We start from the raw sequence: 14,828 nt of genomic DNA, 5'->3' as shown, positions 1-14,828 counted from the left end.
CTCCAGTGGGGACAGCATCGCGGACGTGCCCCCTGTTCCCGGCAAGGCGGCTCCCGTTTCTCCCGGAGAGTCGGCTCGGTGAGCGGCTCTCCCGAGGAGTCAGCTCCGTGAGCCGCCGAGCGGGCCGGTGCACGCCGACGTCCCGCCGACCGTGGCGCAGGCCTCCGCCCCACTGGGGCTCGACGCGGCCAGCATCGGGCTGCTGTAGCCGTCCGAGGGGTCGCCCCGGTAGGCGGCGGACAGCTCGTCCTGATCGGATCTGATCGAGATCTCCCGCGCCCCGCCGGTCCTGGTGCGGACCTCCGACCAGACCGTCGCGCACGAGGGGGAGAAACGCAGCAGCACGACCTGCCCGGCGCGCGTGACGGTGCTCTCCGTACGCGCGTCACGGCCGCAGGCCTCGGAGGTCGGGAACTGCCCCTGGCAGTCGCGGCCCCGGCAGGCGGCGCCGGCGGGGGCCACGGGCTGGTCGGGGTCGAGGACGTCGGCGGCACCCGCGGTGACCACCACCGTGGCCGCCATCGCCGCGAGGGCGATGACGGCCCGGTTGGACCCCCGGACGCGCCGGCCCCGAACCGGCGCGTCCGGAACCGCGGCCTGTGGGACCGAGGCCCCCAGGGGCGGGGTCGCCGCCCTGGACTGGGCCCGGGACGCGGCGTCCCACAGGGAGAGAAGGGGACCCGGGTCGGTGTCCGCCAGACGGCCGAGCGACTCGACCGCCGAGCGCGGCGGAAACTGATCACCGCTCAGGTAGCGGTGCCAGGTCGACTTGCTGAACGGGGTGACGGAGGCCAGCGCGGCCAGACTCAGCCCCGTCCGCTGCTTGAGGCACCGGAGCCGCTCCATCAGCAGCTGCTCCTCGTCGATGTCCTCCGTGCCGATGCGTTCGGTATGGATGCGCTCGGTACCGATGTGCTCCACGTCGATATGCTCTGTTTTCGTACGTACTGCCTTGCTGTGTTCTGTCTCGTCCAACGAGTCGGGCAGCGGCTGTCTCTTGACCCTCACGTGGCTCTTCCTCTCGCTCCCTCGCCCTGCCGGGGTGACCGCCCTGATGTGTTCCCTCGTACGGTGCCCGGGCACACCCCGATCGCCCGAATGCGAACCGAATATGAAGGGGAGTTGACCTGCTGTTTCGTCAGGGGAGTGGGGTCGTCGGCTGATCGATTTGTCCTACCGGCCGGCGGGGCGGACCTCGCCCCGCCGGCCGGCGCCGGACCTCAGGAGGCGAGCGGCGAGGTGTTCGTCAGCACCAGCGGACGGTGCGGCTGTTGCGGACGTAGTGGGCGGAGACGTAGCCCCGGCCGTGGGCGAGCTTGTACCAGCGCGAGTTGCCCATGACGGAGGAACCGCTCTTCTTGCAGACGAGGGTCACCACGCGGCCGGCCCGCCGCGAGCCGACGATCCGGTAGCCGGTACCCGGACCGGACCGGACGCGCAGACGCGTGTGGTGGGTCGTCACCCGGCCCAGGACGTGCCGGGTGAGGTGGTGGCGGGCGTGGTGGCGCGTGTGGGTGATCACGTAGTGCCTGTAGTGGTGCCTCGGGGCCAGTGGCAGGGTGTGCGCGGCGCGCTGGAGGCCGGGGATCGAGGACTGCGGGGACGCCGGGTACCAGCTCGACGACGCGACCGGCGAGAACGCGGCGCCCCGGCTGGGAACGTGCGGGGCGGCCGGGGCGGCGGAGGCGACGGCTGTCACCGGGAAGACGGCGACAGCCGCGATCGCGGCCACCAGGCCGTTGCGCAAAGTGCGACCAATCATGGGATTTCCCTCCGAGATGACCTGCGGACCACAGGCTGTGATCCGGTCATCCCGGAGGGTTTCCGGCAAAGCTCACAAAAATGCTGTCCCACTCGTTCCTGGGACGAAGTGGGACAGCATCGGGGCGTGGCGGGACGCGTCCAGGCAGCGAACAGCTGCCTCTGGCGTCCCGGGACGCTACGCCGGCCCAGGCCCCCGTACCGGAATCGACGTGAACGTCGGAGCCGGGGCGGGATCCTGGAAGAAGTCGTTGCCCTTGTCGTCGACGACGATGAACGCCGGGAAGTCCTCGACCTCGATCTTCCAGACGGCTTCCATGCCGAGCTCCTCGTACTCGACGACCTCGACCTTCTTGATGCAGTCCTGGGCGAGCCGCGCGGCGGGGCCGCCGATGGAGCCGAGGTAGAAGCCGCCGTGCGCGTCACAGGCGTTGGTGACCTGCGCGGAACGGTTGCCCTTCGCGAGCATCACCTTGGAGCCGCCCGCCGCCTGGAACTGCTCCACGTAGGAGTCCATGCGGCCGGCGGTGGTGGGGCCGAACGAACCCGACGCGTAACCCTCGGGGGTCTTGGCCGGACCGGCGTAGTACACCGGGTGGTCCTTGAGGTACTGCGGCATCTCCTCGCCCGCGTCCAGCCGCTCCTTGATCTTGGCGTGCGCGATGTCGCGCGCCACGACGAGCGGGCCGGAGAGCGAGAGCCGGGTCTTGACCGGGTACTTCGTCAGTTCGGCGAGGATGTCGTCCATCGGCTGGTTCAGGTCGATCCGGACGACGTCGTCCTCGGCGGAGTCCAGGTGCTCGTCCGTGGTCTCCGGCAGGAAGCGCGCGGGGTCGGTCTCCAACTGCTCCAGGAACACGCCCTCGGCCGTGATCTTCGCGACGGCCTGACGGTCCGCGGAGCAGGACACCGCGATCGCCACGGGGCAGGACGCGCCGTGCCGCGGCAGACGCACCACGCGCACGTCGTGACAGAAGTACTTGCCGCCGAACTGCGCGCCGATGCCGATCTTCTGGGTCAGCTCGAAGACCTTCTGCTCCAGGTCCTTGTCCCGGAAGCCGTGACCGAGCTCCGAGCCCTCGGCCGGAATCTCGTCCAGGTAGTGCGCGGAGGCGTACTTCGCGGTCTTCAGGGCGTACTCGGCGCTCGTGCCGCCGACCACGATCGCCAGGTGGTACGGCGGGCAGGCGGCCGTGCCCAGCGAACGGATCTTCTCCTCCAGGAACTTCATCATGGAGGCCTCGTTCAGAACGGCCTTCGTCTCCTGGTACAGGAAGCTCTTGTTCGCCGAACCGCCGCCCTTGGCCATGAACAGGAACTTGTAGGCGCCGCCGTCGGTCGCGTACAGCTCGATCTGTGCCGGAAGGTTGGACCCGGTGTTCTTCTCCTCCCACATGGTGAGCGGAGCCATCTGCGAGTAGCGCAGGTTCAGCTGGGTGTACGCGTCGTAGATGCCCCGCGAGAGGGCCTCCTCGTCGCCGCCCTCGGTGAGCACGTTCTGTCCGCGCTTGCCCATCACGATCGCGGTGCCGGTGTCCTGGCACATGGGCAGCACGCCGGCGGCCGCGATGTTCGCGTTCTTCAGCAGGTCCAGGGCGACGAACTTGTCGTTGCCGGACGCCTCGGGGTCGTCGATGATGCGCCGCAGCTGCGCCAGGTGCGCGGGCCGCAGATAGTGCTGGATGTCGTGGACGGCCTCCGCGGCGAGCTTGCGCAGCGCCTCCGGCTCGACCTTGAGGAACGTGCGCCCGTCGGCCTTGAAGGTGGAGACACCCTCGGAGGTCACCAGCCGGTACGGAGTGGTGTCCTCTCCCTGGGGGAGCAGATCGGTGTACGCGAACTCAGGCACTAGCCCATTCCTCACTCGGCAGACAGCGGCATGCCTCCATTGGCAGCATCCACCAGCGTAGAACCTGGCGCGGACGGTGAGTCTGTGAGGTAAGGCTCAGTTGGCGTGAAGGGGCGGTTTTCCACAGGTCGCGAGAAGGGGTAGTCGCGATCTATCGCGTTTGGGTACGCTGCTGACGTGGACCTTCAGAAGCGCACCGAAACCCGGGCCTCCGACGCCGAACTCCGGGCCTCCGACGCCGACCGTGACCGGATCGCCGACATTCTGCGCGACGCCCTCGCCGAGGGGCGCCTGACCGCCGACGAGCACGCCGAGCGGATCGAGGGGGTGCTGGCCACGAAGACGGTGGGAGAGCTCGACCGGTTCGTCCAGGACCTGCCCGCCGCACGCGCGGGCCGCGCGACCCCCGCGTACGCGTCCGTGCCGGACCGCCCCCAGCCGGGCGGCATCCCGGCGGAGGCCGACGAGAACGTGGTGGCGGTGTTCAGCGCCGCCGTGCGCAAGGGCCGCCGACGCGCCGGACGCCGCATCCACGCGTACGCCGTCTTCGGCAGCGTCGACATCGACCTCAGCGAGGCGATCTTCGAGTACCAACAGGTCGTGATCAAGGCGATCTCGGTCTTCGGCAACGTCGAGATCAAGGTCCCGGAGAACGTCTCGCTGCGCGGCAGCGGCGGCGGAGTCCTCGGCAACTTCGAGACGCACACCACGGACGCGGCCGACCCCGACGCCCCCGTGGTCTACGTCGAAGGCTTCGCGGTGCTGGGGAACATCGAGGCGCGGCCCAAGCGCGGCAAGCTCGTCGCCGACATTCTCGACCGCACGATGGACCGGGTGGACAGGACTTTGCGCAAGCACCTCGACCGTTGACGCCTGTGAACGCGACGGCGCGCGGGTCGCATTGGTCCACTCACCCGCGCCCCGTTTTGAACGACCGGCTCCGCTCTCGGGAACTCAGTGCATAGGCGCGCGCACAGCGGGTAGGGCTTGCTGCATCGCCTCTTGGAGGGCGCTGTGGGACTTCCCGCGGTGCCCGGCACGCCCGCGAAGCCGTCGTCAGGAGTAGACCGTGCTGCAACCGCCGCATCAGTCCCTGCAGGTAGCTGCCGTTCCGGCCCAGCGGGCGCCAGTGCGGGACAGGGACCAGGAAGCCCCATGGCACACGGAGGCGGTGTGCCGCAGGGACGAGGCCGGCCTGTTCTTCGCGCCCTCCAAGGAGCCCACGGCGGCCCGGCTGTCCCGCGAGGAGGCGGCGAAGCGCGTCTGCGCCCGCTGTCCCGTGATGGTGGAGTGCCGCGAACACGCACTGTTGCAACCCGAGCCGTACGGAGTGTGGGGCGGCCTCACCGCCGCCGAGCGCCGCGTGGTGCTCGTCCGGCGCCGCCGCCGCGACCTGGAACTCAAGAAGGCCGCCCGCGGCACGATAGCCGCAGCCGGCTGACCCACGCAGACACCGAAGGGGCCACCCCTCCGCACGGGGGCGGCCCCTTCGTACGTGCCCCATAAGGGGCGCGGGGAACTGCGCGACCGGCCACGACGCACCCGCGGTGACCCACGCATCCGCAGTGACCCACGAACCCGCGGTGCCCCACGAACCCGCAGTTCCCCGGCGCTCCCAGCGGAGCGCCCCCGCGGAGCTACTTCGCCCGGTCGAAGTCGATCGCGCTGTACGCCCGCAACTTGCTCAGCCGATGCTCCGACCGAATCTGGCGCACCGTACCCGACTTGGACCGCATCACGATCGACTCGGTGGTCGCGGTCTCCGCCCGGTAGCGCACCCCGCGCAGCAGTTCCCCGTCCGTGATCCCGGTGGCGACGAAGAACACGTTCTCGCCGGAGACCAGGTCGTCGGTGAGCAGCACACGGTCGAGGTCGTGCCCGGCGTCCAGCGCGCGCTGCCGCTCCTCGTCGTCCTTGGGCCACAGCTTGCCCTGGATGGTGCCGCCCAGGCACTTCACGGCGCAGGCGGAGATGATGCCCTCGGGCGTACCGCCGACGCCGAGGAGCAGGTCGATGCCCGTGCCTTCGCGCAGCGCGAGGATAGAGCCCGCGACGTCGCCGTCGGTGATCAGCTTGATCCGGGCGCCGGTCTCGCGGATCTCCTTGATGATCCCCTCGTGGCGCGGCCGGTCGAGGATCACGACCGTGACGTCCTCGGGCGAGGACTTCTTGGCCTTGGCGACCCGGCGGATGTTCACCGCGACGGGCGCGTTGATGTCGACGAAGTCGGCGGCCTCCGGCCCGGTGACCAGCTTGTCCATGTAGAAGACCGCGGACGGGTCGAACATGGTGCCGCGGTCGGCGGCGGCCAGCACCGCGATCGCGTTGCTCATGCCCTTGGCGGTCAGCGTGGTGCCGTCGATCGGGTCGACGGCGATGTCGCACTCGGGGCCGGTCCCGTCGCCCACGCGCTCCCCGTTGAAGAGCATCGGGGCCTCGTCCTTCTCGCCTTCACCGATGACGACGACGCCGTTCATCGAGACGGTGGAGACGAGGGTCCGCATGGCCCGGACGGCGGCGCCGTCGGCGCCGATCTTGTCGCCGCGGCCGACCCAGCGGCCCGCGGCCATCGCGGCGGCCTCGGTGACCCGGACGAGTTCCAGGGCGAGATTTCGGTCGGGGGCCTCGGAAGGGACCTCGAGCTCGGACGGCAGTTGATGATTCTCGGTCATCGAGACGCACCTTTCTGATACGACGACGGCCGGATGAGGGTGTGCCCCGACTCTATCGTCAGGCTGACAGAATGAGCAGGGGGCCCCACGGATGAGCAGGCCAGGGCACCTGCGACCATAGGGGCGTGGCAGGTACGAAAGGCAAACAGAGCGTCCGGGACATGCTTCTCTCCCTGGGTCTGATCGGGCTCATGGCGGGCGTGATCTACATCTTCATCCCGCACGACGACTCCGCGCCTCCTCTCAAGCGCGTCGACTACCGCGTCGAGCTGCTCACGGCGCGCCGCGCGGCGTCGTATCCCGTGGCGGCACCCGTGGGTCTGCCGACGGCGTGGAAGGCGACCTCGGTGCGGTACGACGGCACCGAGTTCGATGCCTGGCACCTGGGCTTCCACGACCCCGACGGTCAGTACGTGGCGATCGAGCAGTCGACTCAGCCCGCGGCCGTCTTCGTCGACTCGGCCAGCCAGGGCGCCAAGGAGACGAAGGCCACCCAGCGGATCGGTGACGCGACGTGGCAGCGGTACGAGGGCGACAAGTACGACGCCCTTGTGCTCAAGGCCAAGGGGGCGACCACCGTGGTGACCGGGACGGCGTCGTTCGGGCAGCTGACGAAGATGGCGGAGGCGCTGAAGACGTCGTGACGTCGTGATGCTGTGACGTCGTGATGCGTCCGCGTAATACGTCCGCGTAATACGTCCGCGTACGTGCATGGGAAGGGCCCCCGGCGCCATTGCCGGGGGCCCTTCCCATGCACGTACGCGCCGGGGCGTACGCGGGGGCTCAGACGGTCGTGATGACCTGGTCGAAGTCCAGGCGCGGGGAGCGCGGGAACCAGGCGTCCTCGCCCGGCTTGCCGATGTTGACGACCATCAGCGGGGTGTGGTCGTCGTCCAGGAACTCCTTCTGGACGCCCGCGAAGTCGAGACCGGTCATCGGGCCGGCGGCGAGGCCGGCGGCGCGGATGCCGATGATGAAGTACGCGGCCTGCAGGGCGGCGTTCAGCGTGGCGGCCCCCTCACGGGCCGGGCGCTCGGCGAAGAAGACGTCCTTGGCCTGCGGGAAGTGCGGGAACAGGGTGGGGAGCTCCTCGTGGAACTCGTTGTCCGCGGAGAGGATCGCGACCAGCGGGGCGGTGGCCGTCTTGGGCTGGTTGCCCTCGGCCATGTGCTGCACCAGGCGCTCGCGGGCCTCGGCGGAGCGGACCAGGGTGATGCGCAGCGGCGACTGGTTGAAGGCGGTCGGGCCGTACTTGACCAGGTCGTAGATCGCCTGCACCTGCTCGTCGGTCACCGGCTCGTCGGTGAACGTGTTGGCGGTACGGGCCTCGCGGAACAGCAGGTCCTGGGCGGCGGGGTCAAGAACGAGAGACATCAGAAACCTTCTCGGAATGTGCGGTGGATCCGGGGGGATCGGTTGGCGATGTCAACAGTACGGGGAGGAGGTTTAAGGTTCAACCAAAAGCGGGGTGAGGTGATCCGCTTCACAGGGAGTGAGGGGGAACGAGGTCGCTTTTGGGCGCCAGGGGGTCCGGGGGAGCGACGAGGCCGCCGTCACCGAGCGGGACGGCGGCCGGGTGTCACGGGGGATGTCGGCCGGGTGTCACCGGCCGCGGAAGGGAGCGGACGTCATGACGTCACTCGGAGTCGCGGCCCCCGTCGCCGTGCCCGTCTCCGTCCCCGCTCTCCGACTCCTCCTCGGCCAGCGCCGCGTCCAGGCGGGCCCGTGCGCCCTCCAGCCAGCGGCGGCAGACCTTCGCCAGCTCCTCGCCCCGCTCCCAGAGCGCCAGAGACTCCTCGAGCGTCGTGCCGCCCGCCTCCAGTCGGCGTACGACCTCGATCAGCTCGTCCCGCGCCTGCTCGTACCCGAGCGCCTCGTCCACCTTGCTGGTCATGCGCCCACCCTATGCATCGACTCGTACCGTGAATTCACCCTCGGCGACCCGCGCCCGCAGCGCCTCGCCCGCCGCCACCTCGTCCGGATCCCGGACCACATGACCGTCGGCCTTCTGGAGCACCGCATATCCCCGCTGGAGGGTCGCGGCGGGGGAGAGGGCCACCACACGCGCGTGGGTGTGCGTCAGCTCCGAGTCGGCGCGGTCGAGCAGATGCCCGAGCGTGCGCCGCCCGCGGTCCAGCAGCGCGGCGACCTGGTCGGCGCGCTCGTCGACCATCCGGTGCGGATCCTCTATCGAGGGCCGGGCCAGCGCGTGCGCGAGCCCGCGCTCCTCCCGGTCGATGAGGGACTGGACACTCCGCCGCGCCCGGTCCCGCAGGAACCGCACCCGCTCGTACTCCTCCCCGACGTCCGGCACGACCTTCTTGGCCGCGTCCGTCGGCGTGGACGCGCGCAGGTCGGCCACGAAGTCCAGCAACGGGTTGTCAGGCTCGTGCCCGATGGCCGACACGACCGGCGTACGACAGGCCGCGACCGCCCGTACGAGCTGCTCGTCCGAGAACGGCAGCAGATCCTCCACGCTGCCGCCGCCGCGCGCCACGATGATCACGTCCACGGTGTCGAGCGCGTCCAGCTCCTTCACGGCCTGCACGACCTGCGGCACCGCGTGCACCCCCTGCACGGGGACGTTGCGCACCTCGAAGCGGACGGCCGGCCAGCGGTGCCGCGCGTTCTCCAGCACGTCCCGCTCGGCCGCGGACGCCCGCCCGCACACCAGCCCGATGAGCTGCGGCAGGAACGGCGGGGCCTTCTTGCGATCGGCCGCGAACAGCCCCTCGCTCGCCAGGGACTTCTTCAACTGCTCGAGTCGCGCGAGGAGTTCCCCCACGCCGACCGGTTTGATCTCGGTGGCCCGCAGTGACAGCTGCCCGCGCGGCGCGTACCACTCGGGCTTCGCCAGGACGACGACGCGGGCGCCCTCGCTCACCACGTCCGCCACCGCGTCGAACACCTGCCGGTAACAGGTGACGCTCACCGAGATGTCGTACGACGGGTCGCGCAGGGTCAGGAAGACGACGCCCGCGCCGGGGCGCCGCGACAACTGGGCGATCTGTCCCTCGACCCACACCGCGCCGAGCCGGTCGATCCACCCTCCGATGAGCCGCGACACCTCGCCGACGGGCAGTGGGGCGTCCGCGGACGTGTTGAGAGCCATGCGCCCGAGAGTAACGGCCCCCACTGACACACAGCCCGTACCGAAGCAGCCCGCCGCTACCCGCGGACGCGTCCCCGATGGGCGAGCAGCACCCCCACCCCCAAGGCCAGCCACACCGCACCGACCACCTGAGCGACCCCGGACGCCTCCACGATCACGGCAACGGTGACCGCGGCCCCGACCACGGGGACCAGGACGTGCCGCCACCACACCACGGGCCCGCCCCGACGCCGTACCGCGAACCACCCCACCACACTCGCGTGCAGCAGCGTGAACGCGGTCAGCGCGCCGATGTCGACCACCGACACCAGACGGTCGAGCCCGTCGTCGCGCCGCGCCGCCCACGCCGCCGCGACCAGCGTGACGACCGCGGCGCACAGCAGCGCGGCCCGCGGCACCCCGGAGTCGGTCTTCGACAGCGCGCGCGGCAGCCGCCGGTCGCGGGCCATCGCGAACACCAGCCGCCCCGCCGCGGCCTGCCCGGCGAGCGCGGCGAAGGCGGCGCCGATCGCCTTGCTCGCGGCCACCAGGTCGTGCGGCCAGGTACCGACCGAGGCGTCCACGGCGTCGTAGAAGGCCGATCCCTGCCTGTCGGCGTCGGCGGGCGAGCCGCGCGGACGACATCGGCTCCAGCAGGGCCACGAGGTACGTTTGCGCCACGAACAGCACACCCGCGAGCGCCAGGCAGAACAGCACGACCCTGGCCACGTCCTCAGAACCGCCGGTCACCTCCTCCGCGAACGAGGCGATCGCGTCGAAGCCCAGATACGACAGGACGGCGATCGACACGGCCCCGAAGACAGCCGACAGCGCGAACGCCCCCTGCGAGCCGTCGCCGGTCAGCGGGGACGGCAGGCCGCGCCGCGCCCCGTCGCGCGCGAGGACGACGACCGCGGACACGGCGAAGACAAGGAGGATCACGATCTCCATCGCGAGCACCAGGAAGCCCACCCGGGCGTCGGCCCGTACGCCCCGGAGGTTGAGCACCGTCGTGACCACCACCGCGAGCGCGGTCCACTCCCCTCGGGAGACCTCCGGGACCAGCGAGTTCATCGCGATCCCCGAGAACAGGTACGCCACCGCCGGGATGAGGACGTAGTCCAGCATCGCCATCCACCCGGCGATGAACCCGGCCTCCTTGCCGAGCCCCGCGCGCGTAGGCGAACACCGAGCCCGCCGGGGGGACCGCCCGCACCATCTGGGCGTAGCTGAATGCGGTGAACGCCATCGCGACCGTGGCGACGACGTAGACCAGCGCCACCGCCCCGTGCGACTCGGCGTCGAGGGTCCCGAAGATGCCGACCGGCGTCATGGGGGCGATGAACAGCCCGTGGACGACCAGGTCCCGGAAGCCGAGGCTGCGCCGCAGTCCGTACCCGGCACCGGTCTCGTCGGCCGCTGCGGCGGTGGTCTGCGTGTCGGACGTCGTGCCTCCCGAGGGTCGCGTCCCGCTCACCCCGTCCGGCTCCCCCTCAGCCTCCCCAAGGAGGCGATCTTCGACGCGTCGGGCGCGGCCTTACGATGGGTGCCATGACTGCTTCGCCTGGCCGCCGTGTCCTGCTCGCCGCCCCCCGTGGCTACTGCGCGGGCGTGGACCGCGCCGTGATCGCCGTCGAGAAGGCCCTTGAGCAGTACGGGGCCCCGATCTATGTCCGCCACGAGATCGTCCACAACAAGTACGTCGTGCAGACTCTGGAGAAGAAGGGCGCGATCTTCGTCGAGCAGACGGCCGAGGTCCCCGAGGGGTCCATCGTCATGTTCTCGGCGCACGGCGTCGCCCCGGTCGTCCACGACGAGGCCGCGGCCGGCAAGCTCGCCACCATCGACGCGACCTGCCCGCTGGTCACCAAGGTCCACAAGGAAGCCGTCCGGTTCGCGAACGAGGACTTCGACATCCTGCTGATCGGCCACGAGGGCCACGAGGAGGTCATCGGCACCTCCGGCGAGGCGCCCGACCACATCACCCTCGTGGACGGTCCCGAGGACGTCGCCAAGGTCGAGGTCCGCGACCCGTCCAAGGTCGTCTGGCTCTCCCAGACCACGCTGTCGGTCGACGAGACGATGGAGACGGTCGACGCGCTGAAGGAGAAGTTCCCGCAGCTCATCTCCCCGCCCAGCGACGACATCTGCTACGCCACGCAGAACCGCCAGCTGGCCGTGAAGCGGATGGGGGAGGAAGCGGACCTGGTCATCGTGGTCGGCTCGCGCAACTCCTCCAACTCCGTGCGTCTCGTCGAGGTCGCCAAGCTCGCGGGGGCGCGGGCGGCGTACCTCGTCGACTTCGCCGACGAGATCGAGGAGGGCTGGCTGGAGGGTGTGACGACGGTCGGTGTCACCTCGGGCGCCTCCGTCCCGGAGGTCCTGGTCGAGCAGGTCCTGGAGTGGCTCTCCGCCCGTGGCTTCGAGGACGTCGAGATCGTCAAGGCGGCCGAGGAGTCCATCACCTTCTCGCTGCCCAAGGAGCTGCGCCGCGATCTGCGCGCGGAGGCGGCGGCGCTGGTGGAGCAGCGCACGGCTGCCGGTGCTTCCGCCCCCTCCGAGAAGTAACTGTCAGTCGTACGACGTAGCGTAGGGCCATGCAGATCTTCGGCGTGGACATCGGCGGATCCGGGATCAAGGGTGCCCCTGTGGACCTGGACCGCGGCGAACTGACGGAGGAGCGCTACAAAGTGCTCACTCCCCATCCGGCGACTCCGGACGCGGTGGCCGACGGCGTGAAGGAGGTCGTCGGTCACTTCGGCTGGACGGGACCCGTCGGCATCACCTTCCCCGGGGTGGTCACGGGCGGCGCCACCATTCGTACGGCTGCCAATGTCGACAAGGCGTGGATCGACACCGACGCGCGTGCTCTGCTGGGCGAGCGGCTGGGCGGCCTCCCGGTGACGGTGTTGAACGACGCGGACGCGGCGGGCGTCGCCGAGATGCAGTTCGGAGCCGGGCGCGACCGTCGGGGCACGGTCCTCCTGCTCACCTTCGGCACGGGCATCGGCAGCGCGCTCTTCGTCGACGGCGAGCTGGTGACGAACACGGAGCTGGGACACCTCGAGTTGAACGGCCACGACGCGGAGAAGCGCGCCTCCACCAAGGCCAAGGAGGACCACGAGCTGACCTGGGAGCAGTGGGCCCACCGGGTGCAGAAGTACCTCGCCCATGTGGAAATGCTCTTCTCGCCCGAGCTCTTCATCATCGGCGGCGGCGTCAGCCGCAAGGCCGACAAGTTCCTGCCGCTGATCGAGGGCATCAAGGCGGAGATCGTCCCGGCGCAGCTGCAGAACAACGCGGGGATCGTGGGGGCGGCGATGCGGGCGGCGAAGTCCGCGTAGGCCCTCCGGGCGCGCGGGGCCGGTGTGGCCGCGGTCGTCGCCCCCGTCGAGTTCGTCGGCCCCGTCGTGTCCGTCGCCCCCGGTTGTGTCCCTCGGGCCCCTCGTGTCCGCCGGGCCCCTCGTGTCTGTCAGGCCGGACGGCGGCGCGGCCGGATCTCCGGGCGGGGCCTCTGGGCCGCCCTGCGCTGGGCGGCCCGGCGGCTCATCAGGTGGATCTTCCGTACGGTGGTGATGACCCCCGCGACCAGCGTCCCCCCGTACAGCCATCCCGCCTGGGTCGCCAGCGCGGTGACGAGCCCCATCAGTTCGCCCCCCATCCCGCCGCCCCCGTCGGCGACGGGCAGCAGTCCGAACGCGAAGGCGATGGGCACGACGACGGGCGCGGTGACGATGTCTCCCCGGCGCACCCACAGCGCGGTCAGCGCGCACACCGGCAGGAACAGCACCCCGTAGACCACCAGCGACGCCCCGAAGAGCAGCTGGTCGAGACAGGCGAGCGCGAACATCGTCGCCCCGCAGAACAGTCCGCCGCCGAGCCCGGTGAGCCGGGGGTTCGGCATCCGCCGTCGCGCCGGAGCGGGCCTGGGCACGGGCGCGGGTCGCCGCGCGGGAGGAGCACTCCTGCGTACACGGTCGGCCGCGGCGCGCCCGGTCTGGGCGGGAAGAGGTGCGCCGCGTCGCGGTCTGTACTGAGGGGGACGCGTCCTGTGTTGCTCCACTGGACCAACTTAGGTCGGTTTATGTGCGGAATAGCCCCTCAGACACGCCGATGGGCCGACCTTGGCCATGCGTTCGATGCGTCGCCGGTAAGGGACCTCGCACCCCGTAGACTGGTGGATCGGCCCGCGCACCTTCGCGGGCCTGTCGCCCACCCTCACGTACGGGAAGTCGCAACGTGTCGCTCACGATCGGAATCGTCGGTCTGCCCAATGTCGGCAAGTCGACCCTGTTCAACGCCCTGACCAAGAACGACGTGCTCGCGGCCAACTACCCGTTCGCGACGATCGAGCCGAACGTCGGCGTGGTCGGTGTCCCCGACGCGCGCCTGACGAAGCTGGCCGAGATCTTCTCCTCCCAGAAGATCCTCCCGGCGACCGTCGACTTCGTCGACATCGCGGGCATCGTGAAGGGCGCATCCGAGGGCGAGGGCCTGGGCAACAAGTTCCTCGCGAACATCCGCGAGTCGGACGCGATCTGCCAGGTCATCCGTGCCTTCAAGGACGAGAACGTCGTGCACGTCGACGGCAAGGTCTCGCCCAAGGACGACATCGAGACGATCAACACCGAGCTGATCCTCGCGGACCTCCAGACCATCGAGAAGGTCCTGCCGCGCCTCCAGAAGGAGTCGCGCATCAAGAAGGACATCGCTCCCAAGGTCGCGGCGGTCGAGGCGGCGAAGGAGATCCTGGAGAAGGGCGACACGCTCTTCTCGCAGGGCATCGTCCAGGGCTCCGGCAACGAGGAGCTCCTGCACGACCTCCACCTCCTGACCACCAAGCCGTTCCTCTACGTCTTCAACGTGGACGAGGACGAGCTGGTCGACGAGGACTTCAAGGCCGAGCAGCGCACCCTGGTAGCCCCCGCCGAGGCGATCTTCCTCAACGCCAAGCTGGAGGCGGACCTCGCCGAGCTCGACGAGGAGGACGCCATGGAGCTCCTGGAGTCGGTGGGCGCCGAGGAGCCGGGCCTCGCCACCCTCGCCCGCGTCGGCTTCGACACCCTCGGCCTGCAGACCTATCTGACGGCCGGCCCCAAGGAATCCCGCGCCTGGACCATCAAGAAGGGCGACACCGCCCCCGAGGCCGCCGGAGTCATCCACACCGACTTCCAGAAGGGCTTCATCAAGGCGGAGGTCATCTCCTTCGAGGACCTCGTCGACACGGGCTCGGTCGCCGAGGCCCGCGCCAAGGGCAAGGCCCGCATGGAGGGCAAGGACTATGTCATGCAGGACGGCGACGTGGTGGAGTTCCGCTTCAACGTGTAGCGGCTGAGATGTCACCACGTCGATGATCTGGCAGACATCCAGGTCAGAGAGGGTCCGACTCTTCGGAGTCGGGCCCTTTATTTTTTCCCGTGCTGGGACGGTGCTGGGATGGGATGAGAACGCCCGT

14 protein-coding genes and 1 pseudogene are annotated in these 14,828 nt (G+C 70.1%); 6 read left to right on the top strand and 9 right to left on the bottom strand.

Annotated elements, in window-relative coordinates:
- Nucleotides 1–99: 99 nt before the first annotated feature.
- The 3 genes from ACZ7M2_RS09250 to ACZ7M2_RS09240 all read right to left on the bottom strand — a co-directional run bounded on the left by ACZ7M2_RS09250 (nucleotide 100) and on the right by ACZ7M2_RS09240 (nucleotide 3,610).
- The gene (locus ACZ7M2_RS09250) at nucleotides 100–921 is read right to left on the bottom strand and encodes a helix-turn-helix domain-containing protein (protein ID WP_471594743.1); all 822 of its coding nucleotides are present in this window, start codon (nucleotides 919–921) and stop codon (nucleotides 100–102) included.
- Between the two features lie 325 nt (nucleotides 922–1,246).
- Entirely contained in the window at nucleotides 1,247–1,762 is a 516-nt protein-coding gene (locus tag ACZ7M2_RS09245; RefSeq protein ID WP_471594742.1) for an SH3 domain-containing protein, read from the bottom strand.
- Nucleotides 1,763–1,939: 177 nt separating this feature from the next.
- Nucleotides 1,940–3,610 carry a fumarate hydratase gene (locus ACZ7M2_RS09240; RefSeq protein WP_471594741.1) on the bottom strand — a complete coding sequence of 557 codons (1,671 nt, stop codon included), beginning with the start codon at nucleotides 3,608–3,610 and terminating at the stop codon, nucleotides 1,940–1,942.
- Between the two features lie 177 nt (nucleotides 3,611–3,787).
- Here ACZ7M2_RS09240 and ACZ7M2_RS09235 point away from each other — a divergent pair, with 177 nt between their 5' ends.
- Together ACZ7M2_RS09235 and ACZ7M2_RS09230 are read left to right on the top strand one after the other, a co-directional pair.
- On the top strand, nucleotides 3,788–4,480 hold the full coding sequence (locus tag ACZ7M2_RS09235) for a DUF1707 SHOCT-like domain-containing protein (RefSeq protein ID WP_403696860.1): 693 nt from the start codon (nucleotides 3,788–3,790) through the stop codon (nucleotides 4,478–4,480).
- 199 nt (nucleotides 4,481–4,679) lie between these two features.
- Nucleotides 4,680–5,051, top strand: a complete 372-nt coding sequence (locus ACZ7M2_RS09230) for a WhiB family transcriptional regulator (protein ID WP_471594740.1) — start codon at nucleotides 4,680–4,682, stop codon at nucleotides 5,049–5,051.
- A 196-nt stretch (nucleotides 5,052–5,247) separates the two neighbouring features.
- Here ACZ7M2_RS09230 and glpX read toward each other — a convergent pair whose 3' ends face one another.
- Nucleotides 5,248–6,282 carry a class II fructose-bisphosphatase gene (glpX, locus tag ACZ7M2_RS09225; protein ID WP_352045847.1) on the bottom strand — a complete coding sequence of 345 codons (1,035 nt, stop codon included), beginning with the start codon at nucleotides 6,280–6,282 and terminating at the stop codon, nucleotides 5,248–5,250.
- Nucleotides 6,283–6,407: 125 nt separating this feature from the next.
- On the opposite strand from glpX, the gene ACZ7M2_RS09220 reads away from it, so the two are divergent.
- Complete coding sequence (locus ACZ7M2_RS09220) at nucleotides 6,408–6,926, top strand: DUF4245 domain-containing protein (RefSeq protein WP_352045848.1); 519 nt, start codon at nucleotides 6,408–6,410, stop codon at nucleotides 6,924–6,926.
- A 139-nt stretch (nucleotides 6,927–7,065) separates the two neighbouring features.
- Here the strand turns inward: ACZ7M2_RS09220 and ACZ7M2_RS09215 are convergent, their stop codons facing one another.
- From ACZ7M2_RS09215 to ACZ7M2_RS09200, 4 genes and pseudogenes are all read right to left on the bottom strand, one after another.
- Nucleotides 7,066–7,656, bottom strand: coding sequence for a malonic semialdehyde reductase (locus ACZ7M2_RS09215; protein WP_471594739.1), 591 nt, complete (start codon nucleotides 7,654–7,656; stop codon nucleotides 7,066–7,068).
- A 262-nt stretch (nucleotides 7,657–7,918) separates the two neighbouring features.
- On the bottom strand, nucleotides 7,919–8,176 hold the full coding sequence (locus tag ACZ7M2_RS09210; RefSeq protein WP_067368332.1) for an exodeoxyribonuclease VII small subunit: 258 nt from the start codon (nucleotides 8,174–8,176) through the stop codon (nucleotides 7,919–7,921).
- A gap of 9 nt (nucleotides 8,177–8,185) precedes the next feature.
- Nucleotides 8,186–9,394 carry an exodeoxyribonuclease VII large subunit gene (gene xseA / locus ACZ7M2_RS09205; RefSeq protein WP_471594738.1) on the bottom strand — a complete coding sequence of 403 codons (1,209 nt, stop codon included), beginning with the start codon at nucleotides 9,392–9,394 and terminating at the stop codon, nucleotides 8,186–8,188.
- A gap of 56 nt (nucleotides 9,395–9,450) precedes the next feature.
- Nucleotides 9,451–10,763: pseudogene (locus ACZ7M2_RS09200) on the bottom strand (APC family permease).
- Between the two features lie 152 nt (nucleotides 10,764–10,915).
- On the opposite strand from ACZ7M2_RS09200, the gene ACZ7M2_RS09195 reads away from it, so the two are divergent.
- Nucleotides 10,916–11,941 carry a 4-hydroxy-3-methylbut-2-enyl diphosphate reductase gene (locus tag ACZ7M2_RS09195; protein ID WP_261685650.1) on the top strand — a complete coding sequence of 342 codons (1,026 nt, stop codon included), beginning with the start codon at nucleotides 10,916–10,918 and terminating at the stop codon, nucleotides 11,939–11,941.
- Between the two features lie 29 nt (nucleotides 11,942–11,970).
- On the top strand, nucleotides 11,971–12,717 hold the full coding sequence (gene ppgK, locus ACZ7M2_RS09190) for a polyphosphate--glucose phosphotransferase (protein ID WP_471594737.1): 747 nt from the start codon (nucleotides 11,971–11,973) through the stop codon (nucleotides 12,715–12,717).
- Between the two features lie 128 nt (nucleotides 12,718–12,845).
- On the opposite strand, the gene ACZ7M2_RS09185 is transcribed toward ppgK, so the two are convergent.
- Entirely contained in the window at nucleotides 12,846–13,436 is a 591-nt protein-coding gene (locus ACZ7M2_RS09185; RefSeq protein ID WP_471594736.1) for a DUF6542 domain-containing protein, read from the bottom strand.
- Between the two features lie 176 nt (nucleotides 13,437–13,612).
- Between ACZ7M2_RS09185 and ychF the strand changes: the two genes are divergently transcribed.
- On the top strand, nucleotides 13,613–14,701 hold the full coding sequence (gene ychF, locus ACZ7M2_RS09180) for a redox-regulated ATPase YchF (protein WP_352045854.1): 1,089 nt from the start codon (nucleotides 13,613–13,615) through the stop codon (nucleotides 14,699–14,701).
- The last annotated feature ends 127 nt before the right edge of the window (nucleotides 14,702–14,828 follow it).

This window comes from Streptomyces sp. NPDC111507 (genome assembly GCF_055638955.1).
This window is presented reverse-complemented; position numbering and strand designations above follow the sequence as displayed.